Origin of the sequence: Streptomyces sp. NPDC048275 (genome assembly GCF_040652275.1) — a bacterium.
Classification (GTDB): domain Bacteria; phylum Actinomycetota; class Actinomycetes; order Streptomycetales; family Streptomycetaceae; genus Streptomyces.
Genome location: NZ_JBEZLR010000116.1, coordinates 13,525 through 30,952 on the forward strand (window position 1 = coordinate 13,525; position 17,428 = coordinate 30,952).

The 17,428-nt window shown below is 69.7% G+C and carries 18 protein-coding genes; 5 read left to right on the forward strand and 13 right to left on the reverse strand.

Translation table 11 applies throughout. The features are described 5' to 3' along the window. Positions 1–53: 53 nt before the first annotated feature. The 7 genes from AB0D57_RS40745 to AB0D57_RS40775 all read right to left on the reverse strand — a co-directional run bounded on the left by AB0D57_RS40745 (position 54) and on the right by AB0D57_RS40775 (position 10,006). Entirely contained in the window at positions 54–2,297 is a 2,244-nt protein-coding gene (locus AB0D57_RS40745; RefSeq protein WP_362085825.1) for a choice-of-anchor D domain-containing protein, read from the reverse strand. A gap of 312 nt (positions 2,298–2,609) precedes the next feature. Next, positions 2,610–4,061, reverse strand: coding sequence for an aldehyde dehydrogenase family protein (locus AB0D57_RS40750; protein WP_362085827.1), 1,452 nt, complete (start codon positions 4,059–4,061; stop codon positions 2,610–2,612). Beyond that, on the reverse strand, positions 4,058–5,788 hold the full coding sequence (locus tag AB0D57_RS40755; protein WP_362085830.1) for a D-aminoacylase: 1,731 nt from the start codon (positions 5,786–5,788) through the stop codon (positions 4,058–4,060). The genes AB0D57_RS40750 and AB0D57_RS40755 overlap by 4 nt, the downstream gene beginning before the upstream one ends. A gap of 11 nt (positions 5,789–5,799) precedes the next feature. Continuing rightward, positions 5,800–6,918 carry an LLM class flavin-dependent oxidoreductase gene (locus AB0D57_RS40760; RefSeq protein WP_362085833.1) on the reverse strand — a complete coding sequence of 373 codons (1,119 nt, stop codon included), beginning with the start codon at positions 6,916–6,918 and terminating at the stop codon, positions 5,800–5,802. A gap of 119 nt (positions 6,919–7,037) precedes the next feature. After that, on the reverse strand, positions 7,038–7,814 hold the full coding sequence (locus AB0D57_RS40765; RefSeq protein WP_362085836.1) for a glucose 1-dehydrogenase: 777 nt from the start codon (positions 7,812–7,814) through the stop codon (positions 7,038–7,040). A 9-nt stretch (positions 7,815–7,823) separates the two neighbouring features. Then, complete coding sequence (locus tag AB0D57_RS40770) at positions 7,824–8,729, reverse strand: LLM class F420-dependent oxidoreductase (RefSeq protein WP_362085839.1); 906 nt, start codon at positions 8,727–8,729, stop codon at positions 7,824–7,826. 29 nt (positions 8,730–8,758) lie between these two features. Next, positions 8,759–10,006, reverse strand: a complete 1,248-nt coding sequence (locus AB0D57_RS40775) for an amidohydrolase family protein (RefSeq protein WP_362085842.1) — start codon at positions 10,004–10,006, stop codon at positions 8,759–8,761. 221 nt (positions 10,007–10,227) lie between these two features. On the opposite strand from AB0D57_RS40775, the gene AB0D57_RS40780 reads away from it, so the two are divergent. The 3 genes from AB0D57_RS40780 (at position 10,228) to AB0D57_RS40790 (ending at position 13,991) form a co-directional block, all read left to right on the forward strand. Then, positions 10,228–13,188, forward strand: a complete 2,961-nt coding sequence (locus AB0D57_RS40780; RefSeq protein WP_362085845.1) for a BTAD domain-containing putative transcriptional regulator — start codon at positions 10,228–10,230, stop codon at positions 13,186–13,188. Between the two features lie 221 nt (positions 13,189–13,409). Further along, a complete protein-coding gene (locus AB0D57_RS40785; protein WP_362085848.1) occupies positions 13,410–13,649 on the forward strand; it encodes a hypothetical protein in 240 nt (79 codons plus the stop codon). Positions 13,650–13,844: 195 nt separating this feature from the next. Then, the gene (locus AB0D57_RS40790; RefSeq protein ID WP_362085851.1) at positions 13,845–13,991 is read left to right on the forward strand and encodes a hypothetical protein; all 147 of its coding nucleotides are present in this window, start codon (positions 13,845–13,847) and stop codon (positions 13,989–13,991) included. 69 nt (positions 13,992–14,060) lie between these two features. Here AB0D57_RS40790 and AB0D57_RS40795 read toward each other — a convergent pair whose 3' ends face one another. The 6 genes from AB0D57_RS40795 to AB0D57_RS40820 all read right to left on the reverse strand — a co-directional run bounded on the left by AB0D57_RS40795 (position 14,061) and on the right by AB0D57_RS40820 (position 16,162). Then, entirely contained in the window at positions 14,061–14,456 is a 396-nt protein-coding gene (locus AB0D57_RS40795) for a hypothetical protein (protein WP_362085854.1), read from the reverse strand. Beyond that, positions 14,456–14,731 carry a hypothetical protein gene (locus AB0D57_RS40800; protein WP_362085857.1) on the reverse strand — a complete coding sequence of 92 codons (276 nt, stop codon included), beginning with the start codon at positions 14,729–14,731 and terminating at the stop codon, positions 14,456–14,458. The genes AB0D57_RS40795 and AB0D57_RS40800 overlap by 1 nt, the downstream gene beginning before the upstream one ends. Positions 14,732–14,885: 154 nt before the next feature. After that, positions 14,886–15,260: a type II toxin-antitoxin system VapC family toxin gene (locus tag AB0D57_RS40805; RefSeq protein ID WP_362085860.1), complete on the reverse strand. Its 375-nt coding sequence runs from the start codon at positions 15,258–15,260 to the stop codon at positions 14,886–14,888. Continuing rightward, positions 15,260–15,502 (reverse strand): type II toxin-antitoxin system prevent-host-death family antitoxin, encoded by a 243-nt coding sequence (locus AB0D57_RS40810; protein ID WP_362085863.1) that lies wholly within the window; start codon positions 15,500–15,502, stop codon positions 15,260–15,262. Before AB0D57_RS40810 ends, AB0D57_RS40805 begins: the two co-directional genes overlap by 1 nt. Before the next feature lie 46 nt (positions 15,503–15,548). After that, on the reverse strand, positions 15,549–15,932 hold the full coding sequence (locus tag AB0D57_RS40815) for an ATP-binding protein (RefSeq protein WP_362085866.1): 384 nt from the start codon (positions 15,930–15,932) through the stop codon (positions 15,549–15,551). Continuing rightward, the gene (locus AB0D57_RS40820; RefSeq protein WP_362085869.1) at positions 15,929–16,162 is read right to left on the reverse strand and encodes a hypothetical protein; all 234 of its coding nucleotides are present in this window, start codon (positions 16,160–16,162) and stop codon (positions 15,929–15,931) included. Before AB0D57_RS40820 ends, AB0D57_RS40815 begins: the two co-directional genes overlap by 4 nt. Before the next feature lie 126 nt (positions 16,163–16,288). On the opposite strand from AB0D57_RS40820, the gene AB0D57_RS40825 reads away from it, so the two are divergent. Both AB0D57_RS40825 and AB0D57_RS40830 read left to right on the forward strand, forming a co-directional pair. Then, a complete protein-coding gene (locus AB0D57_RS40825; RefSeq protein WP_362085872.1) occupies positions 16,289–17,140 on the forward strand; it encodes a helix-turn-helix transcriptional regulator in 852 nt (283 codons plus the stop codon). Beyond that, positions 17,121–17,351, forward strand: coding sequence for a DUF397 domain-containing protein (locus AB0D57_RS40830; RefSeq protein WP_362085875.1), 231 nt, complete (start codon positions 17,121–17,123; stop codon positions 17,349–17,351). Before AB0D57_RS40825 ends, AB0D57_RS40830 begins: the two co-directional genes overlap by 20 nt. The last annotated feature ends 77 nt before the right edge of the window (positions 17,352–17,428 follow it).

Consider the following 17,428-nt stretch of genomic DNA (forward strand, 5'->3'; position numbering starts at 1 on the left):
TCGGCAGATCATCGTCATGGCTGCCATCATGGCATCCAGCGGTGCCAGTCAGGTCACCTTGGGCGTGTGTACGTGTACGCGTTGTTCTCGTCGTCGGACTCCACGAACGCTTCCGTCGAGTCGACGGTCACCGAATAATACGAACAGCTGCCTCCGGAGCAGCCCCTGGGCACGCTGAAGGTGACCGTCGTGGTGCCCCCGGCGGGGATCGGCTCGGTCAGCTGCGAGTCCAGGACCGTTGCACCGAAGGTGCCCGCCGTCCACGACTCGGGAGCGTCCCCGTCACCGTCGTTCCGCACGGTGACGGTGGCCACCGTGCCGTCGAACGTCACTGCGGAGACGGACAGGTCCGGAAGAAGTCCGACCGCCGAAGCCGTGAGGGTCAGTCGGGCCGGGCTGGTCGACGCGGTGTGCGGGATCGTCAGGGTCGCCGTCTTGGCGCCGGCCGTCTGCGGGGCGAACGTCACGGCGAGTGTGCAGGACTCCTGGGGCGCGAGGCTCGCGTCGGCGCAGTCGACGTCGGCCACCGTGAACTCGGTGGCGTCGGGTCCCGTGATGGCGGCGGCCTCGACGGAGAGCGCGGCGTCGCCGATGTTGGCGAGGGTGACCGTGTCGGAGAGGGTCTCCTCTCCCACGGTCGTTTCGGCGATGGTCAGTTCGGTCCGCGGCGTGATCTCGGCGGTCGGCTTCTTGCCCGGGCCTTCCGTTGTCTGGCCGATCTGGCCCACGCTCGTCTGACCGTCCTGGCCCACAGAGGTCTGGCCGTCCTGCCCCACGCTTGTCTGACCGTCCTGGCCCACAGAGGTCTGACCGTCCTGGCCCACGCTCGTCCGACCGTTCTCATTGCCGCCGTTGTCACCGTCTCCCGACTCCCCCGTGCCCCCATCGGTGACGGACGGGGTCGACGACGGACCCGAACCGGGCGAGCCCCTGTCCAGCAGCGCGCTCACGCCCTGCTGGACACCCACCACCAGCGCGATGACCGCCAGCGCCGTGCCCACGTACGTCAGGGTCTTGCGCACCCGTTGCCGCCAGACGCGGGTTTCGGCACCGGCGGGCGGGGAGACGATGGCGAGGTTGTGCCGGGTCAGTTCGGGGTCCTGGCCGGCGCCGGCCAGGCTGCGCAGCTCCAGGGCCCGGTTCAGCAGCCGGTACGCCTCCTCGGCGCGGTCCTCGGCGTACTCCAGCGTGCCCTTCTGGTGGGTGAGGAACGCCTCGGACGCGCGATCGCCCAGCCGCTGCGCCGCGTCGATGCCCTGGTCCAGGGCCTGGCGCCAGTCCTCCCAGCGCCCCTGCGCGAACAGCACCGGCTCGGCGACCTTCACCAGCCGGACGACGAGGGCCCACTCGCGCCGTTCGCCCGCCACGCCGAGCAACCCGACCGCGGCCTCGACGGCGGACCCGGCCGTCGGCCCGGTGGGGTCCATGGACAGGATCCAGTCGGCCAACGCACGGACAGCCGAGGCGAGTTGGACATAGCGGGCGAGCGTCGGCCAGTAGGACTCGGCCCGGCAGACGGGCAGCCCGAAGCGGTCGTCGTCGCGTTCGACCACGCCCCGGCCGTGCAGCACGGCGAGAAATTCGGAGACGTACGCGATGTCGCCCATGGCGCCGACCACCGCCGGGGGCAGCCCGGCGCCCCCGACCGCCGCCAGGACCGCGAGCGCGCGGCGCTCCCCCTCGGACATCTGGCCGAAGCAGTACCGGTCGAGCGCGGCGGCGTCACGCTCGGCGATGGCGGCCAGCCGGTCCAGGCCGAACCGCCGCGGGTCCTCGCGCTCCAGGGCCGCCGCCTGCCTGAGCTGCAGCGGGCTGCCGCCAACGGCGGTCACCAGCCGTCGCGCGAGCGGCAGTTCGTGGTCGTGGATCCGCCTCCCGAGATCCCGGGAGAGCAGGTTCAGGGCAGCTTCCTCGGAGAGCCCGGCCAGCGGAAGGGGCGTCGCACGGCCGCCCAGCACCGGCCGCTCACCGGCGAACACCAGCCCACAGCCGGGCAGTTCGTCGACGAGCGAACCGGCGAAGGAGGGATCGGCCGGAACGTCGTCGAGCAGCAACAGCGCCCTCGAACCGCTCACGAGCCGCGCGCACTCCGCCCGCGACAGCTTGACCGGGGCATCGGTGGCGTAGAGCTTGTGCACGAGCAGGTACAGCACATCCCCGCTCGTTTTCGCCCCCACCTCGAAATAGACGCGTGGAATCGCGAGACTCCGGCCATCAGGACCGATCTCGCTCTCCGCGATACTCCGCAGAAGTTCCGTCTTGCCGAAACCACAGGGCGCATGCACCTCGACGGGCATCCTGGCATGAATTCCGGCCCAGATTCCCGCTCGTGCCTCTCCCCGCCCCACCGGACGCACGGAAGGTTCCGCAGGTGGCCGCAGGGACCGCAGGGTATGAGCGGGGCGTAAGCGGAACTGCGTACGGTCGATACGGTTGCCGCGCTCGGCCACCAAAGTGACGCTGGAATCCCCGAAGAACAGAGCGACCACGGGCGCTCCCCCGTTTTCCCCCGGTTTTCAATGATCTCTGGTTCTCAATAAGCCTCGCTTTTCAGCAGTCCATCGTGAGATTGGCCATCCGCGGCTGTCAAGGCAGAAACAATATTCGACTCACCCCGGCCAGACGATCGCCTGCGTCTCGCTGTACGCGTGCAGCGCGTACGAGCCCACGTCCCGTCCCACCCCGCTCTTCTTGAAGCCGCCGAACGGCGCCTCCATGTTGCGGCCGACCGTGTTCACGCCCACCCCGCCGGCCCGCAGCCGCCGGGCGACGCGGAAGGCGCGGGCCACGTCGCCGGACCAGACGTAGTCGATGAGGCCGTAGTCGGAGTCGTTGGCGAGGGCGATCGCCTCCTCCTCGTCGTCGAAGTGAAGGACGACGACGACCGGGCCGAAGATCTCCTCGCGGACCACCCGCATGTCCGGGGTGCAGTCCGCGAGGAGGGTGGGAGCGACATAGAAGCCGTGTTCCAGAGGGGGCCGGACGCCGCCCGTGACCACCCGTGCACCCTCCTTCCGCCCGAGGTCGACATACGCCTCCACCCGGTCCCGGTGCGCCGCCGAGATCACCGGCCCGACGACCGTCCCCGGCTCCCGCGGATCACCGACCGGCAACCGGCCCGCGTACGCCGACAGTTGCTCGATCAGCCGGTCATGCAGACCCCGCTGCACCAGCACCCGTGTCGGCGCCGTACAGATCTGCCCGCTGTAGAACGAGAACGTCGTGCCGATCCCCGACACCGCCGACTCCACGTCCGCGTCGTCGAAGACGACCGCCGCGCCCTTCCCGCCCAGCTCCATCAACTGCCGCTTCATGTCGCGCCCGCACACCTCGGCGATCCGCCGCCCGACCGCCGTCGAGCCGGTGAAGCTGACCATGTCGACGTCGCCGCAGTCCACGGCCGCCTCGCCGACCTCCGCGCGCGAACCACTCACCACGTTCACCACCCCCGGCGGAACGCCCGCCGCCTCCAGCGCCTCCGCCATCCGGTACACGGACAACGGGTCCTGCGGGGCGGGCTTCACGACCACCGTGTTGCCCATCGCGAGGGCGGGGGCGATCTTGCCGGCCGGGTTCGCCCAGGGGTTGTTGTAGGAGGTGACGCAGGTGACGACGCCGACCGGGTGGCGGACGGCGAGGGCGCCCATGACCGCCGCCTTCCCGAACGGCCCGGCCTCGTTGACCTGCGGGGGCAACGGCTGTTCGACAGGCTCCACGCGCGCGTAGCGCCGGAAACGCGCCGCGCCCACCCCGACCTGCATCCCGCGCGCCGTCCCGGTCGTGGCGCCGCTCTCGGCCTGGGCGAGTTCGGCGTACGGGAGGACGTTGCGCTGGATGACATCCGCCGCGCGGGCGAGCACCGCCGCGCGCTCCTGTGCCGGCGCCCGGGACCACGCCTCGAAGGCCTCGCGGGCCGCGGCCGCCGCCGCGTACACCTGCTCCCGCGAGGCCTCCGGAGCCAGCCCGACGACCCCCTCGGTCGCCGGGTCGATCACCTCGTAGTGCCCGTCGTCGGGCGGGACCCACGAGCCGCCGATGAACAACGACTGCGCGTCCCTCACCTGGTGCTCACCGTCTTCGTGTCCCGCCCCGAGCGGAGCACCTTTCCGGGTACGGCCCCGGTCACCACGTCGTCCCGGATCGCCTCGACCCCGTTGACCCACACGGCCCGTATCCCGAGCGCCTTGGAGTCCAGCCGCGGGCTGTCTCCCGGCAGGTCGTGCACCAGGGTGGCCTTGCCGGCGTCGATCCGCTCCGGGTCGAAGAGCACGAGGTCCGCATGGAAGCCCTCCGCGACCCGCCCGCGCTCCCTCAGTCCGAAGAGCCGCGCCGGGTCGTCCGTCAGCATCCGCACGGCCTGCTCCAGCGTCGCCAGCTTCCGGCCGCGCAGACAGTCCCCGAGGAAGCGGGTCGTGTACGGGGCTCCGCACATGCGGTCCAGATGGGCGCCCGCGTCGGAGCCGCCGAGCAGGACGTCCTCGTGGCGCCAGGTCTCGGCGCGCAGCGCCCACGAGTCGGGGTCGTTGTCGGTGGGCATGGGCCACAGCACCGTGCGCAGTTCGTCGGCCGCGCAGATCTCGACGAGGCAGGCGAAGGGCTCCTGGCCGCGCTCGGCCGCGATGTCCTTGACGACCCGCCCGGTCAGGCCCTCGTTCGCCGCGCTGTAGGTGTCCCCGATGACGTACCGCCCGAAGTTCGCGAGCCGCCGGAAGACGCCCGCCTCCTTGCTGTTCGCGCGTCGCAGCATCTCCGCCCGGACCTCCGGATCACGCAGCCGCGCGATCCGCTCCGGCACGGGGAGCCCCAGCACCTCGCCCCACCCGGGGATCAGGTTGAGCGCGCAGAAGGTGCCCAGGGACATGTTCATGGGGGTGAGGATCGGCATGGTGAGGGCCACCACCCGGCCGCCCGCCTTCCGCGCCCGCTCGCTCGCGACCAGCTGCCGGGGGACGCGCTCGGGTACGGCGGCGTCGATGGTCAGGACGTTCCAGTTCAGGGGCCGGCCCGCCGCCGCGCTCATCTCCACGAACAGATCGATCTCGTCGTCACTGAACTGGTCGAGACACCCGGCCACGATCGCCTCGAGCTGGGTGCCCTCGTGATCGCCGACGGCCCGCGAGAGCGCCAGCAGCTCCGCCGGTTTCGCATGCCGGGACGCGACCGGCTTCCCGTCCCCGTCGGAGTGCGTGGAGGACTGGGTGGTGGACAGACCCCAGGCCCCGGCGGCCATCGCGTCGTGGAAGAGGGCGAGCATCCGCGACAGCTGCTCCTCGGTCGGCTGCCCGCCCACCGCGTCCGCGCCCATGACGTACCGCCGCAGCGCGCAGTGCCCCACCATGAAGCCCGCGTTGACGGCGATCCGGCCTTCCAGGGCGTCCAGATACTCACCGAAGGTGTGCCAGTTCCAGGGCGCGCCCTCCTCCAGCGCGATCAGCGACATCCCCTCGACCTTGGACATCATGCGGCGCGTGTAGTCGGCGTCGCCGGGGCGGTCGGGGTTCAGGGGCGCGAGGGTGAAGCCGCAGTTGCCGCCCGCGACCGTCGTCACGCCGTGGTTGAGGGACGGGGTCGCGTACGGGTCCCAGAAGAGCTGGGCGTCGTAGTGCGTGTGCGGGTCGACGAAACCGGGGGCGAGGACGAGACCGGCGGCGTCTTCGCTCGTACGGGACGACTCCGTCACCGTACCGATCACGGCGATACGGCCGTCGCGTATCCCCAGGTCCGCGGTGTACGCGGGCGCGCCCGTGCCGTCGACGACGGTCGCGCCCTTGATGACGTGGTCGAGCATGGCACGGCCCCCTAAGCCGCTTGGCGGAACCGGGTCGTCCGGTGCACCGGATCCGTATCGATCTTCGGAATCACGTGCTCGCCGATCAGTTTGATCGTCTGGAGCGTGTACTCGGGCGGCACCCCGACCGGCAGCCCGAAGGAGAGCTGGTCGGCGCCCGCCTGCTCCCACCGCTTGCACTGGGTGAGCACCTCGTCCGGGTCGCCGCAGATCAACAGCTCCTCCTCGATGAGGAGTTCGACGAACTCCTCGTTGTACTCGGGGAGCGTCTCGGGCCAGACGGGGAAGCCCTCGGGGCGCGGGAAGGTGTCGTGGTAGCGGAAGACGAGGGACGGGAGGTAGTGCAGTCCGCCGCCGACCGCGATCCGGATCGCCTCCTCGTGCGTCGGGGCGCAGATGGCGGTGGTCGTCACCATCACGTTGTCGTTGACGAAGTCCCCGACGGGCTCGGCGTCGACCACGGCGGTCTTGTACTGCTCCAGCACCCACTCCATGTCGGAGACCTTCTGCACGCTGAAGCCGAGCACGCCGAGCCCCTTCTTCGCGGCCATGGCGTACGAGGGCGGCGACCCGGCGGCGTACCACATGGCGGGGTGCGACTTCCCGTACGGCTTCGGCAGGATCTTGCGCGGCGGGAGCTGCCAGTGCTTGCCCTGGAACCCGACGTACTCGTCCTGGAGCCACATCTTCGGGAACTCGGCGATGGTCTCTTCCCAGATCTCCTTGGTGTGGTTCATGTCGGTGATGCCGGGCAGGAAGCCGAGGATCTCGTGGCTGCCGGCGCCCCGCCCGCTGCCGAACTCGAATCGGTTCTGGGAGAGATGGTCGAGCATGGCGACCTTCTCGGCGACCTTCACGGGGTGGTTGACCTGGGCGAGCGGGTTGAAGATGCCGGAGCCGAGGTGGATCCGCTCCGTCGCGTGCGCCAGATACCCGAGGTAGACGTCGTTCGCCGAGAGGTGTGAGTACTCCTCCAGGAAGTGGTGCTCGGACGCCCAGGCGTACTTGAAGCCGGATTTGTCCGCCTGGATGACGTACTCGGTCTCCTCCATCAGCGCCTTGTGCTCCGCGAGCGGGTCGGTCTCGGCGCGCTTGCCCACGTATCCCTGTACAAAGAGCCCGAATTCCAAGGAGGTTCACCGTCCTCAAGAGTTCCAAGAGTTCCAGGTGGTTCTATCTGACGCATCGTCAGATTCACACAGCCGAACTGTTCCACCGCCTCCGTGAAGCGTCAATAGCTGATGGATCGTCAGAGAACACTCACTCCGGCCAGCCATCCCCCGTCGATCACGAACGGCTGCCCCGTGATGTACGAGGAGTCCTCCCCGGTGAGGAAGAGGGCGAGGCGCGCCACCTCCTCCGGCCGCCCGATCCGCCCGAGCGGCACGAGCGTGCGGTACAGCTCGTCCAGCGCCGCCGAGGTCTCCTCGGTGTTCGCGTCCGGGTCGAGCTGGCCCGGGTTGCTCATGGCCGTGTCGATGGCCCCCGGGCAGACGGCGTTGACGCGGATCTTCTTGGCGGCCAGTTCGAGGGCGGCGACACGGGTCAGCCCGATGATGGCGTGCTTGGTCGCGGAGTAGGCGCCCACGCACGCCATGCCCGTGACCCCCGCGTACGAGGCCGTGTTCACGATCGTGCCCCCGCCGGCCGCCGCGATCTCGGGCGCGACGGTCTTGATGCCGAGGAAGACGCCGACCTGGTTGACCTGCACGATCTGCTGGAACTCGTCGAGGGGCGTGTCGACCAGTTCGTTGAAGCGCAGAATTCCGGCGTTGCTGACGAGCCCGTCGATCCGTCCGTACGCGCCCTTCGCCGCCGCCACGGCAGCGTGCCAGTCGCCCTCCTCGCTCACGTCGAGGTGGACATAGAGCGCACCGAGCTCCTTGGCCAGCGCTTCCCCCTGGCCATCGAGCACATCCGCGACGACGACCCGCGCCCCCTCCGCCACGAAGAGCCGCGCCTCCTGCTCACCCTGCCCGCGCGCCGCGCCCGTGACGAGAACGACGCGTCCGTCCAGCTTGCCCATGTCTCTCCTTCAGCCGAGGTGAGGTGCGACATCGGCGCCGAACGCCGCTATCTGGTCGGTGAGTTCGATGCGGCTCCTGCTGCGGAACCGCACCTGGATCTGGTGCACACCCATCGCGCGATACGCCCGCAGCGACTCCGCGAGCGCCTCGGGCGCCCCGTGCAGCGTGCGCCGCCCGACGTTCCAGCCGGGGGTCCCGACGTACAGGGGCTCGGTGATGGCGCCGACGACGACGGGGGCGTCGACCCCCGCTTCCGCCCTGATCCGGTGCAGCTTGGCGATCTGCTCCGGCAGCCGCTCCCGCGGATCCCCCTGCGGCAGCCATCCGTCACCCCTGACGGCGGCCCGGCGCACGGCGGCGGGCGAGGAGCCGCCCACCCACACGGGCACCCGCTCCTGGACCGGCCGGGGCCGCTGCCCGAGCCCCTCGAAGTCGTACAACTTGCCGTGGTGGACGGGGAATTCATCGGGCCCGAGCGCGGCTCGCAACGCGTCGATCGCCTCGTCGAGCACCGCCCCCCGCCGCTCGAAGTCGGCCCCCACCGCGTCGAACTCCTCCCGCACATGCCCGGCCCCGACCCCGAGGATCAGCCGGCCTTCGGAGAGGTGGTCGAGCGTCGCGTACTGCTTGGCCGTGACGAGCGGATGCCGCAGCCCGACGATCGCGACATGACTGAGCAGCCGTACGCGCTCGGTCACGCCCGCGAGGAAGGCGAGGGTGGCGAGAGGGTCGTACCAGATGGTGCCCATCGCGGGGGCGAGGCGGCGCGGGATGGCGACGTGGTCGCAGCTCGCGACGTACGCGAAACCGGCCCGGTCGGCGGCGCGGGCGATCTCGACGAGGTCGGCAGGGGTCCCGTCCTCTTCCCAGGGCTCGGCGTAGATCGTGCTCTGGGACTGGATCGGGAGCTGCATCCCATAGAGGAGCCGACTGCCGGCGCGACTCATGGCGCCCACAGCCCGTCCTGCGTCAGCCCCAGCAGCTCGATCGCGTTGCCCCGCACGATCCGCTCGACCACGTCCGCCTCGAGGTGCCCCATCTGGGCCTCGCCGACCTGCCTGGACTCGGGCCAGGTGGAGTCGGAGTGGGGGTAGTCGGTCTCGTAGAGCACATTGCCGACCCCGATGGCGTCGAGGTTCCTCAGCCCGAAGGCGTCGTCGAAGAAGCAGCCGTAGACGTGCTCGGCGAAGAGCTCGGACGGCGGACGGTGGACCTTGTCGGCGACGCCGCCCCAGCCGCGGTTCTCCTCCCACACCACATCCGCGCGTTCGAGGATGTACGGGATCCAGCCGATCTGCCCCTCCGCGTACATCACCTTCAGGTTCGGGAAGCGTTCGAACTTCCCGCTCATCAGCCAGTCCACCATCGAGAAACAGCAGTTGGCGAAGGTGATGGTGGAGCCGACGGCGGGCGGCGCGTCGGCGGACGTCGACGGCATACGGCTGCTGGACCCGATATGCATGGCGACGACCGTGCCGGTCTCGTCGCAGGCCGCGAGGAGGGGGTCCCACTCGTCGGTGTGGACGGAGGGGAGCCCGAGGTGCGGCGGTATCTCGGAGAAGGCGACCGCGCGTACGCCACGGGCGGCGTTGCGGCGTACCTCCTCCGCCGCCAGTACGGGGTCCCAGAGGGGGACGAGCGTGAGCGGAATGAGCCGGCCGTGCGCCGCCGGTCCGCACCACTCCTCCACCATCCAGTCGTTGTAGGCGCGCACCCCGAGCAGACCCAGCTCACGGTCCTTGGCCTCGGTGAACGTCTGCCCGCAGAACCGGGGGAAAGTGGGGAAACAGAGGGCGGCCTGGACGTGGTTGACGTCCATGTCGGCGAGACGCTGCGGGACGTCGTACGACCCTGGCCGCATCTGCTCGTACGTGATGACTTCGAGCCGTATCTCGTCCCTGTCGTAGCCGACGGCGGTGTCGAGGCGGGTGAGCGGCCGGTGCAGGTCCTCGTACACCCACCAGTCACCGATCGGCCCGTCGTCGCCGGGCCTACCCATCACCGGGGCGAACCTGCCGCCGAGGAAGGTCATCTCCTTCAGCGGTGCGCGGACTATGCGCGGCCCCGTGTCCTGGTACTTCGCCGGGAGCCGGTCCCGCCAGACGCCGGGCGGCTCCACGGTGTGGTCGTCGACGGAGATGATCTTCGGGAAGGTTTTCGGGACGGTCGGGAGTGTCTCGATGGTCTCCATACGGCTCACGGTAGCGCCGATCTGACGCCCCGTCAGCTCCCCTGTCCGGGCATCCGAATTGATCGAGCCTGTGCGGTTGTGTGGGGAAACTGTGTGAGGACCTTGTGCCGTCCCGCACGGCCGCCTGTGATCGCTGTCTCCCACAGCTGACGCATCCGCCATGAACAAGGCAAACTGGCCTCGCTGTACTGATGTATTGACGGCTCGGCAGGGGGACAGCGATGGACGGTGTGCCGCGAGTACCGAAGCAGCAGCGCCCCGGCTCCACGGAGCCCGCGGCGTTGCGCTTCAGCGTGCTCGGCCCGGTGCGCGCCTGGCGCGGGGAGGATCTCCTGCCGGCGGGGTCCCCGCAGCAACGCGCCCTGCTGGCATTCCTCCTGCTCCGCGAAGGACGTACGGCCACGGCCGCGGAGCTGATCGACGCCCTGTGGGGGGACGAGCCCCCGCTCCAGGCACTGGCCACCGTCCGTACGTACGCGTCACGGCTCAGGAAGACGCTGGGACCCGAGATCCTGGTCAGCGAGTCCGGCGGTTACGCGATCCGGCTGTCCGGAAGCGGCGGCACGCTCGACCTCGCGCTGGCCCAGGAACTCGCGGCCGACGCCGAGAAGGCTCGCAACGCCGGCGATCTCTGCCATGCCCGCGATGTGCTGAGGCGGGCGCTGAGCCTGTGGGAGGGGGAGCCGCTGGCGAACATGCCGGGCCCTTCCGCGGACACGCAGCGGGCGCGCCTGGAGGAGTTCCGTCTTCAACTCCTGGAAACCTGCCTGGACATGGACCTGGAGCAGGGCTGCCACGCGGAGGCCGTGTCGGAGCTGACCGCGCTCACGGCCGCGCATCCGCTCCGAGAGCGCCTGCGCGAGCTGCTGATGCTCGCGCTGTATCGCTCGGGGCGGCAGGCCGAGGCCCTCGCCGTGTACGCGGACACCCGGCGCCTGCTTGCCGACGAACTGGGAGTGGACCCGCGAACGGGCCTGAAGGAACTCCAGCAGCGCATCCTCCAGGCGGACCCGGGCCTGGCCGAACCCTCCGCTCCGGCCGCGGAGCCCACGACAACACCGGTCCGCCCCGCCCAACTCCCCGCCACCGTCACCGACTTCACCGGCCGCGCCTCCTTCGTGAACGAGCTGAGCGACGTCCTGGCATCCGCCTCGTCCGACGAGGGCCGGGTCATGGCCGTATCGGCCCTGGCGGGGATCGGGGGCGTGGGAAAGACGACCCTCGCGGTACATGTGGCTCACCAGGCCCGGGGGGCGTTCCCCGACGGGCAGTTGTACGTGGACCTACAGGGGGCGGGGTCGCGCGCGGCTGAGCCGGAGACGGTGCTCGGGGCTTTTCTGCGGGCTTTGGGGACTGCCGATTCCGCCATCCCCGATTCCCTGGAGGAACGCTCGGCGCTCTACCGGTCGGTGCTGGACGGGCGGCGCGTGCTGGTCCTGCTGGACAACGCCCGGGACGCCGCCCAGGTACGTCCGCTGCTCCCGGGGACGGAGGGGTGCGCGGCACTGGTCACCTCGCGGGTGCGGATGGTGGACCTGGCGGGGGCGCATCTGGTGGACCTGGACGTGATGTCCCCCGAGGAGGCGCTCCAGCTCTTCACGAAGATCGTGGGGCGGGAGCGGGTGGAGTCCGAGCGGAAGGCGGCGCTGGACGTGGTGGCGGCATGCGGGTTCCTGCCGCTGGCGATCCGCATCGCGGCGTCGCGACTGGCTGCGCGGCGGACGTGGACGGTGTCGGTACTGGCGGCGAAGCTCGGCGACGAACGCCGCCGCCTGGACGAACTCCAGGCGGGCGACCTCGCGGTCAAGGCGACGTTCGAGCTGGGGTACGGCCAGCTCGAGCCGGCACAGGCCCGCGCCTTCCGGCTGCTGGGGCTGGCGGACGGGCCGGACGTCTCCCTGGCTGCGGCTGCGGCGGTGCTGGATCTTCCGGTGGAGGAAACGGAGGACATGCTGGAGTCCCTCGTCGACACGTCGTTGCTGGAGTCGGCGGCGCCTGGTCGGTACCGGTATCACGACCTGGTGCGGCTCTACGCGCGTGCTTGTGCGGAGAGGGATGAGCAGCCGCCAAGTGAGCGGGATGCGGCTATGTCTCGGCTGCTGGACTTCTATCTGGCCACCGCCGCGGGGGTTTACGCGATTGAACGGCCTGGTGATCGGCTGGTGGATCACCTGGAGCCGACCGCACACGAAGGGTTGCGGTTCACCGAAGGAGCGGCTGCCCTGGACTGGCTGTACAACGAGGCGGCTCCGCTGCTGGCCTGCGTACGGCAGTCCGCGGAGACGGACAGACTCCGGCGTGCCGTCGATCTCCTTTGGGCCGCCAAGGACCTCACCGAGTCGGGGGCCAACTCCCACCAGTACGAGACGACCGCGAGGGCGGCGTGCGAGGCCACGCAGGCTGCCGGGGACGCCCACGCGGAGGGCAGAGCACGGACGACCCTCACCAATGTCCTCCTGGTCTCCGGCCGCATCCAGCAGGCGGAGGAGCAGGCACAGCTCGCCATGGAACGTGCGGCCTCCGCGCAGGACGACATCGCCATTAGCTGGGCGGCCAACGACCGAGGACTCATCTCCCTGCACCAGGGACGGTATGCGGACGGCAAGACCTTCTTCGAGCAGTCGATCGAGGGCTACCACGCGGACGGCAACAGGCTCAACGAAGCCGTCACGCTGGCCAATCTCTCCCGCGCCTACCTGGGGATGGGCAACGTTGCGAAGGCGATCGAGATCGCACAGCACAGCCTCGCTGTCCACGCCGAGATGGGCAGGCCGATGCGCCGCGCCAACGCGCACTTCGCCCTGGGCTTGGCGCTGACCAAGGCCGACCGTCACACGGAGGCCCTCAACCAGTACTCCGATGCCCAGAGCATCTTCGCCGAGCATCGGCAGCGGCTCTGGGAGGGGAACACCCACTTCCGGATCGCCGAGGTCCATCTCGCCGCCCGCCATCCCGCACGAGCGGCCCAGCACGCCGAACAGGCCCTCGCCCTGGGCTGCGTCGGCGGCGACCGAATGCGGGGCAACATCCATACGCTCCTCGGGCGAGCACTCACCACCTTGGGGCAACGTGACCGGGCGAGGGCCTGCTGGCAGGAGGCGCTCAACCTCTATGAGCAGAGCGGTGCCGAGGAGGCAGACGAGGTACGCGCGCTGCTCACACCACCCACGGCAGTGGCATAGATGCCGGGCTCCGCACGAGGCGATTGCGGACGTTCAGCATTCGTTTATCGGCGCCCGGCACTCTCTTACCAGTCACACCGTCGCGTCGGGGGGCAGACGGTCTGACCAGGGGCCAACCCGCTAGTGTGTGCGGCTCCGAAACGCCCGTCCAGCAGCCCTCGGGGGAGCCTCTGGGCGGGCGTTCCTCACTCCACTGTCACAACAGCAGAGGATCTGAATCCATGAGCGACAAGAAGAACGAAGCGGACGCCAAGCCGCTGGACAACAGCATGCCCACTCCGCCGGCGACAGACGAGACCATCACCACGATGGACAACAGCATGCCCACTCCGCCGGCGACGGACGGGACTGTCACCACGCTGGACAACAGCATGCCCAGTGAACCCGCCAAGGACACGACCATCACCACGATGGACAACAGCATGCCCGCCCCGCCGTCGTTGGGCCTGGACAACAAGTAGACCTTCATCCTGACGGGGATCGGCCGCGGTGGCGCGGAGGGGGAGCCACCGCGGCCGAGGCATGTCCGGGACATGCCTCGGCAGGAGGTTCAGGCCAATCCATGGCGGGAACCCGTTCGAGCCCCTCGAACAATCGCCCCCCCTGTCGCTAGCGTCACTTGGTGTCCGGCAGTCCCCTCTCCCACAGGAGCTGGAATGACCCGTACCAAGAAGATCGTCGCCACCATCGCCCTGGTGCTCGGCGCCACCGCCGCCGCCGCGAGCCCGGCCTTGGCCGACCAACACGCACCCGTGAGCCCGCAGGACACCGTCGTAGCCCCGCTGGACTCGCACGCCCCGTAACTCAGCCACTCCCCGATGAGGCCGGGCCCACCCGGCTCGGCCCCCATCGAACGTTCGGCCACGCCCGCCCTACAGCCCCCTGACCGCCACCCGCGCCCCGCACAGCTTCTTCATGTCGTCCTCGTCCGACGTATAGAGCGCCACGTTCCCGGCCTGTCGCCCCGCGATCACCGCCACCGCCGCATCGATCGCGTACTTGTGACCGTGCGGCCCGGAGTCCTCCAGCAAGGCGATGGCCGCATCGGCAACCTCCCGCGTCACGGGTTCCACGACAATGCGGGACATCGCCCACGTCCAAGCCGGACGTCGGACCTGGCCGTGGTAGGCCTCGATCAGGGTCATCGAGCTGGTCACCACACGGAGACCCTTTCCGTGGGCGGCCGCGAGCAGAGCTGTCATCGAGCGCTCACGCAGGGCCGCCCGCGACAGCCCCTCGCTGTCCAGCACCAGGCAGTCGATTCCCATCAGCCCGCCAGCGGAAGGCCGCCACCAGAGGCATCACGCTCGGCGAAGTGCCGCTCGGCCTCGCGCAGCTCGGCCTCGGCCACCGCCAGTTCTTCCTCGGTGAGCGGCGCGCCCTCTTCCTGCATCCACGCCACCAGCTCCCCCAGCCGGTCCTGCTCCCGCTGACGCTCTATGGCATGAGTGACGTAGGCACTGAACCCGCCGGGCCCGACCTCCTGCCGGATCTCCTCGGCGAGTTCCTCCGGCAGCGTCACGGTGTACTTCTTCGTTGCCATACCACTTACCATCCCCACCCGAGGTGGGGATCGCCCGCCGCTCCCCACCTCGTCGATCAGATCGCCGCGCCGATCGGGAACCGCCTGTGCCCTCGGCAACCGCAACGCTCCGGTCGGCTCCAGCCCAGCCCGGGCACGGAAGGCGCACCCCCGCTCAGGCAGCCATGACCTGCACGTCGTACTGCGGAATCCACTTGTCCCGCGTCACCAGGGTCATGCCCTCGATCTGCGCCTGGGCGATCAGTATGCGGTCGAAGGGATCGCGGTGATGTGCGGGAAGCCGTCCGGCACGCACCCCGTGCCCCGCCGTGATGGGCAGGCCGGTGAACTGACTGTCGCGAACCCGTTCGGCGAGGTCCCCCGGACCATCGAGCTTCCCCAGCGACTGCTTGATGGCGATCTCCCACGGTGTCACCGCGCTCACGTACACCCCGGGCTCCGTGTCAAGGAGATCCTTGATCTCGCCCGACAGCTCGGGGGAGTCGTCCAGCCACCACAGGACCACGTGCGTGTCGAGCAAAAGCCTCATCAGCGCACCCCGAAGGCATCGGCAATGTCGTCCGGGAGGTCATCGAAGTCGTCCGGGATGTGAATCTGCCCCCGGAGCGACCCCCGCCCCGACCGCCGCACCTTGGGCCGCAGTGGAACCACCTTGGCCACCGGCTCCCCCGCCTTGCTGATCACGACCTCTTCTCCCGTCGCGACCTGCTCCAGGATGCGCGAGAAGTGCGTCTTGGCCTCATGCACGTTGTACTGCCGGCCTGCTTCCATGACGGCCTCACGATCAGCGGATCCAAGGGGTGGACTAAGTGCTGGACTAAGCGTAGTCCGCCTCCCCCAGTTCGCACCACACCGTCTTGCCCGCCTCCCCCTGCTCCACACCCCACCGCAGCGCCATCGCGTCGAGCAGGGCCAGGCCTCGCCCGGATTCATCGCCACCCGTAGCGCACAGGAGGACGGGGAGGGCGCGCGGGTCGGGGTCGGCGACCTCGACCCGGGTACGGCCGTCCACGCGAACCACCCGTACGCGGACGGGCGCACCCTCGCCCACGTGCCGGATGACGTTGGCGACCAGCTCGGTGACGCAGAGCTGGACGTCCGCACAGGGTGCCCCCAGGTGCTGCCGTACGGCGCGACGCAAGTCCGGCACCGCCTTCGGGAAGGCGAGCAGATCGAGCTCAAGGTGCGGTGGCGCGTTCACTGTTCGGCCGCCTTCCGGAGCACGGCGGCGAGCCGGCGCGCGGTGGCGGTGTTGCAGTTGCCGAGTGCGACCAGCCCTGCCGGTGGCGGGTACGTACCCGCGAAGCTCGGCAGGTCCACGCGCAGGGAGGGGAGCGTGATGCCGTGGGCGGCGAGGGCGGCGCGGAGTTCGTCCACGCCGCGTTCCATGTCGTCGGCGGTGGGGGGATCGGCGGGTTGGGGGTCGTGCATGGGGTACGCCTCCGGTGCATGCATACGTACGTTGCGTGATGAACTGGTCACACACTGGCGTGGAGTTGCGTACCGTGAAAGGGGTTCGGGTTGCGCAGAGCAATTGGCAAATGGCGGTGGTGAGTTGTGCCCTCCCGTAAGGATCCCGACGCGTCGGCGAACGTTCCCTCCTTCTACGGCGCCGAGTTGCGCTATCAGCGGGAGCTGGCCGGCCTGACTCTCGAACAGTTGGCGGAGGGAAGCTTCCGAGGCGTGCCCTTCCTGAGCCAGATCGAGCGCGGGGAGCGGCGCATGACCTTGGATCTGGCCCAGCACGTCGACAAGAAGCTGGGCACGGACGGCTTTTTCGAGCGGCGTTGTGAAGATGCGCGCAGGGCACGGCAGTCGGGGCACGCGGAGTACTTCGCGGACGTGGCGGAGATGGAGCGGCGTGCGGAGACGATCGAGGAGTGGGCGCCGATGCTGGTGCCTGGGCTTCTACAGACAGCGGCCTACGCGCGGGCGATCGTACGGGCGGCCATGCCCCGGGCGTCGGACGAGGAGGTCGAGAAGAAGGTGAACGCCCGGATGGCACGGGCGGAACTCTTCGACTCGGAGAACCCGCCGAAGTTCTGGGCGATCCTCGACGAATCGCTGATCCGTCGCCCGGCCCTCCCGGACAAGCAGATGACAGAGCTGCTGGGGCACATCGCAGAGCTGGTCAGGACCACGCGCTCCATTTTGCAGATCGTTCCGGAAACCGCCGCCGCCCATCCGTTCATGATGGGCATGACCAAGTTCATGACCTTCACGGACGCCCCTCCGGTGGTGTACGCCGAGAGTCTGCACAGCGGCCAACTCATCGACTATCCGGCGCTCGTGAAGCAGTACCGGGAGTCGTACGATCTGCTCAGGGCCGTCGCACTGCCGCCTGAGGCGTCCCTGGCCATGATCGAGGCTGCGGCAGAGGACTATCGAAATGGCAAGCCACGAGATTGACTTGAGCGCCTCGAAGTGGCGCAAGAGCAGCTACAGCAACGGCACCGGCGGCGACTGCGTCGAGATCGCCCCCGGCCACCCCGACGTCACCCCCGTCCGCGACTCCAAGTCCCCAGAGGGCCCCGTACTCCTCTTCCCGACCACCACCTGGACCGCTTTCGTCGCAGCAATTGGCACCTTTGGGCCAAGCCGCACCGTTCCTGTGGACTGAGCGGGAGTGAGTCCGTTCAGCCGCGCGCCCCGAACGGTCTTGGGCGAGCTGGTCCCCGGCGTACTCGACCCCGGGTG

What these genes read in the sequence shown, in the direction of transcription:
- AB0D57_RS40745 (WP_362085825.1), bottom strand. Translation starts at nt 2,297, where the DNA reads ATGCCCGTCGAGGTGCATGCGCCCTGTGGTTTCGGCAAGACGGAACTT.
- AB0D57_RS40755 (WP_362085830.1), bottom strand. Translation starts at nt 5,788, where the DNA reads ATGCTCGACCACGTCATCAAGGGCGCGACCGTCGTCGACGGCACGGGC.
- AB0D57_RS40765 (WP_362085836.1), bottom strand. Translation starts at nt 7,814, where the DNA reads ATGGGCAAGCTGGACGGACGCGTCGTTCTCGTCACGGGCGCGGCGCGC.
- AB0D57_RS40770 (WP_362085839.1), bottom strand. Translation starts at nt 8,729, where the DNA reads ATGCAGCTCCCGATCCAGTCCCAGAGCACGATCTACGCCGAGCCCTGG.
- AB0D57_RS40775 (WP_362085842.1), bottom strand. Translation starts at nt 10,006, where the DNA reads ATGGAGACCATCGAGACACTCCCGACCGTCCCGAAAACCTTCCCGAAG.
- AB0D57_RS40780 (WP_362085845.1), top strand. Translation starts at nt 10,228, where the DNA reads ATGGACGGTGTGCCGCGAGTACCGAAGCAGCAGCGCCCCGGCTCCACG.
- AB0D57_RS40785 (WP_362085848.1), top strand. Translation starts at nt 13,410, where the DNA reads ATGAGCGACAAGAAGAACGAAGCGGACGCCAAGCCGCTGGACAACAGC.
- AB0D57_RS40790 (WP_362085851.1), top strand. Translation starts at nt 13,845, where the DNA reads ATGACCCGTACCAAGAAGATCGTCGCCACCATCGCCCTGGTGCTCGGC.
- AB0D57_RS40795 (WP_362085854.1), bottom strand. Translation starts at nt 14,456, where the DNA reads ATGGGAATCGACTGCCTGGTGCTGGACAGCGAGGGGCTGTCGCGGGCG.
- AB0D57_RS40800 (WP_362085857.1), bottom strand. Translation starts at nt 14,731, where the DNA reads ATGGCAACGAAGAAGTACACCGTGACGCTGCCGGAGGAACTCGCCGAG.
- AB0D57_RS40805 (WP_362085860.1), bottom strand. Translation starts at nt 15,260, where the DNA reads ATGAGGCTTTTGCTCGACACGCACGTGGTCCTGTGGTGGCTGGACGAC.
- AB0D57_RS40810 (WP_362085863.1), bottom strand. Translation starts at nt 15,502, where the DNA reads ATGGAAGCAGGCCGGCAGTACAACGTGCATGAGGCCAAGACGCACTTC.
- AB0D57_RS40820 (WP_362085869.1), bottom strand. Translation starts at nt 16,162, where the DNA reads ATGCACGACCCCCAACCCGCCGATCCCCCCACCGCCGACGACATGGAA.
- AB0D57_RS40830 (WP_362085875.1), top strand. Translation starts at nt 17,121, where the DNA reads ATGGCAAGCCACGAGATTGACTTGAGCGCCTCGAAGTGGCGCAAGAGC.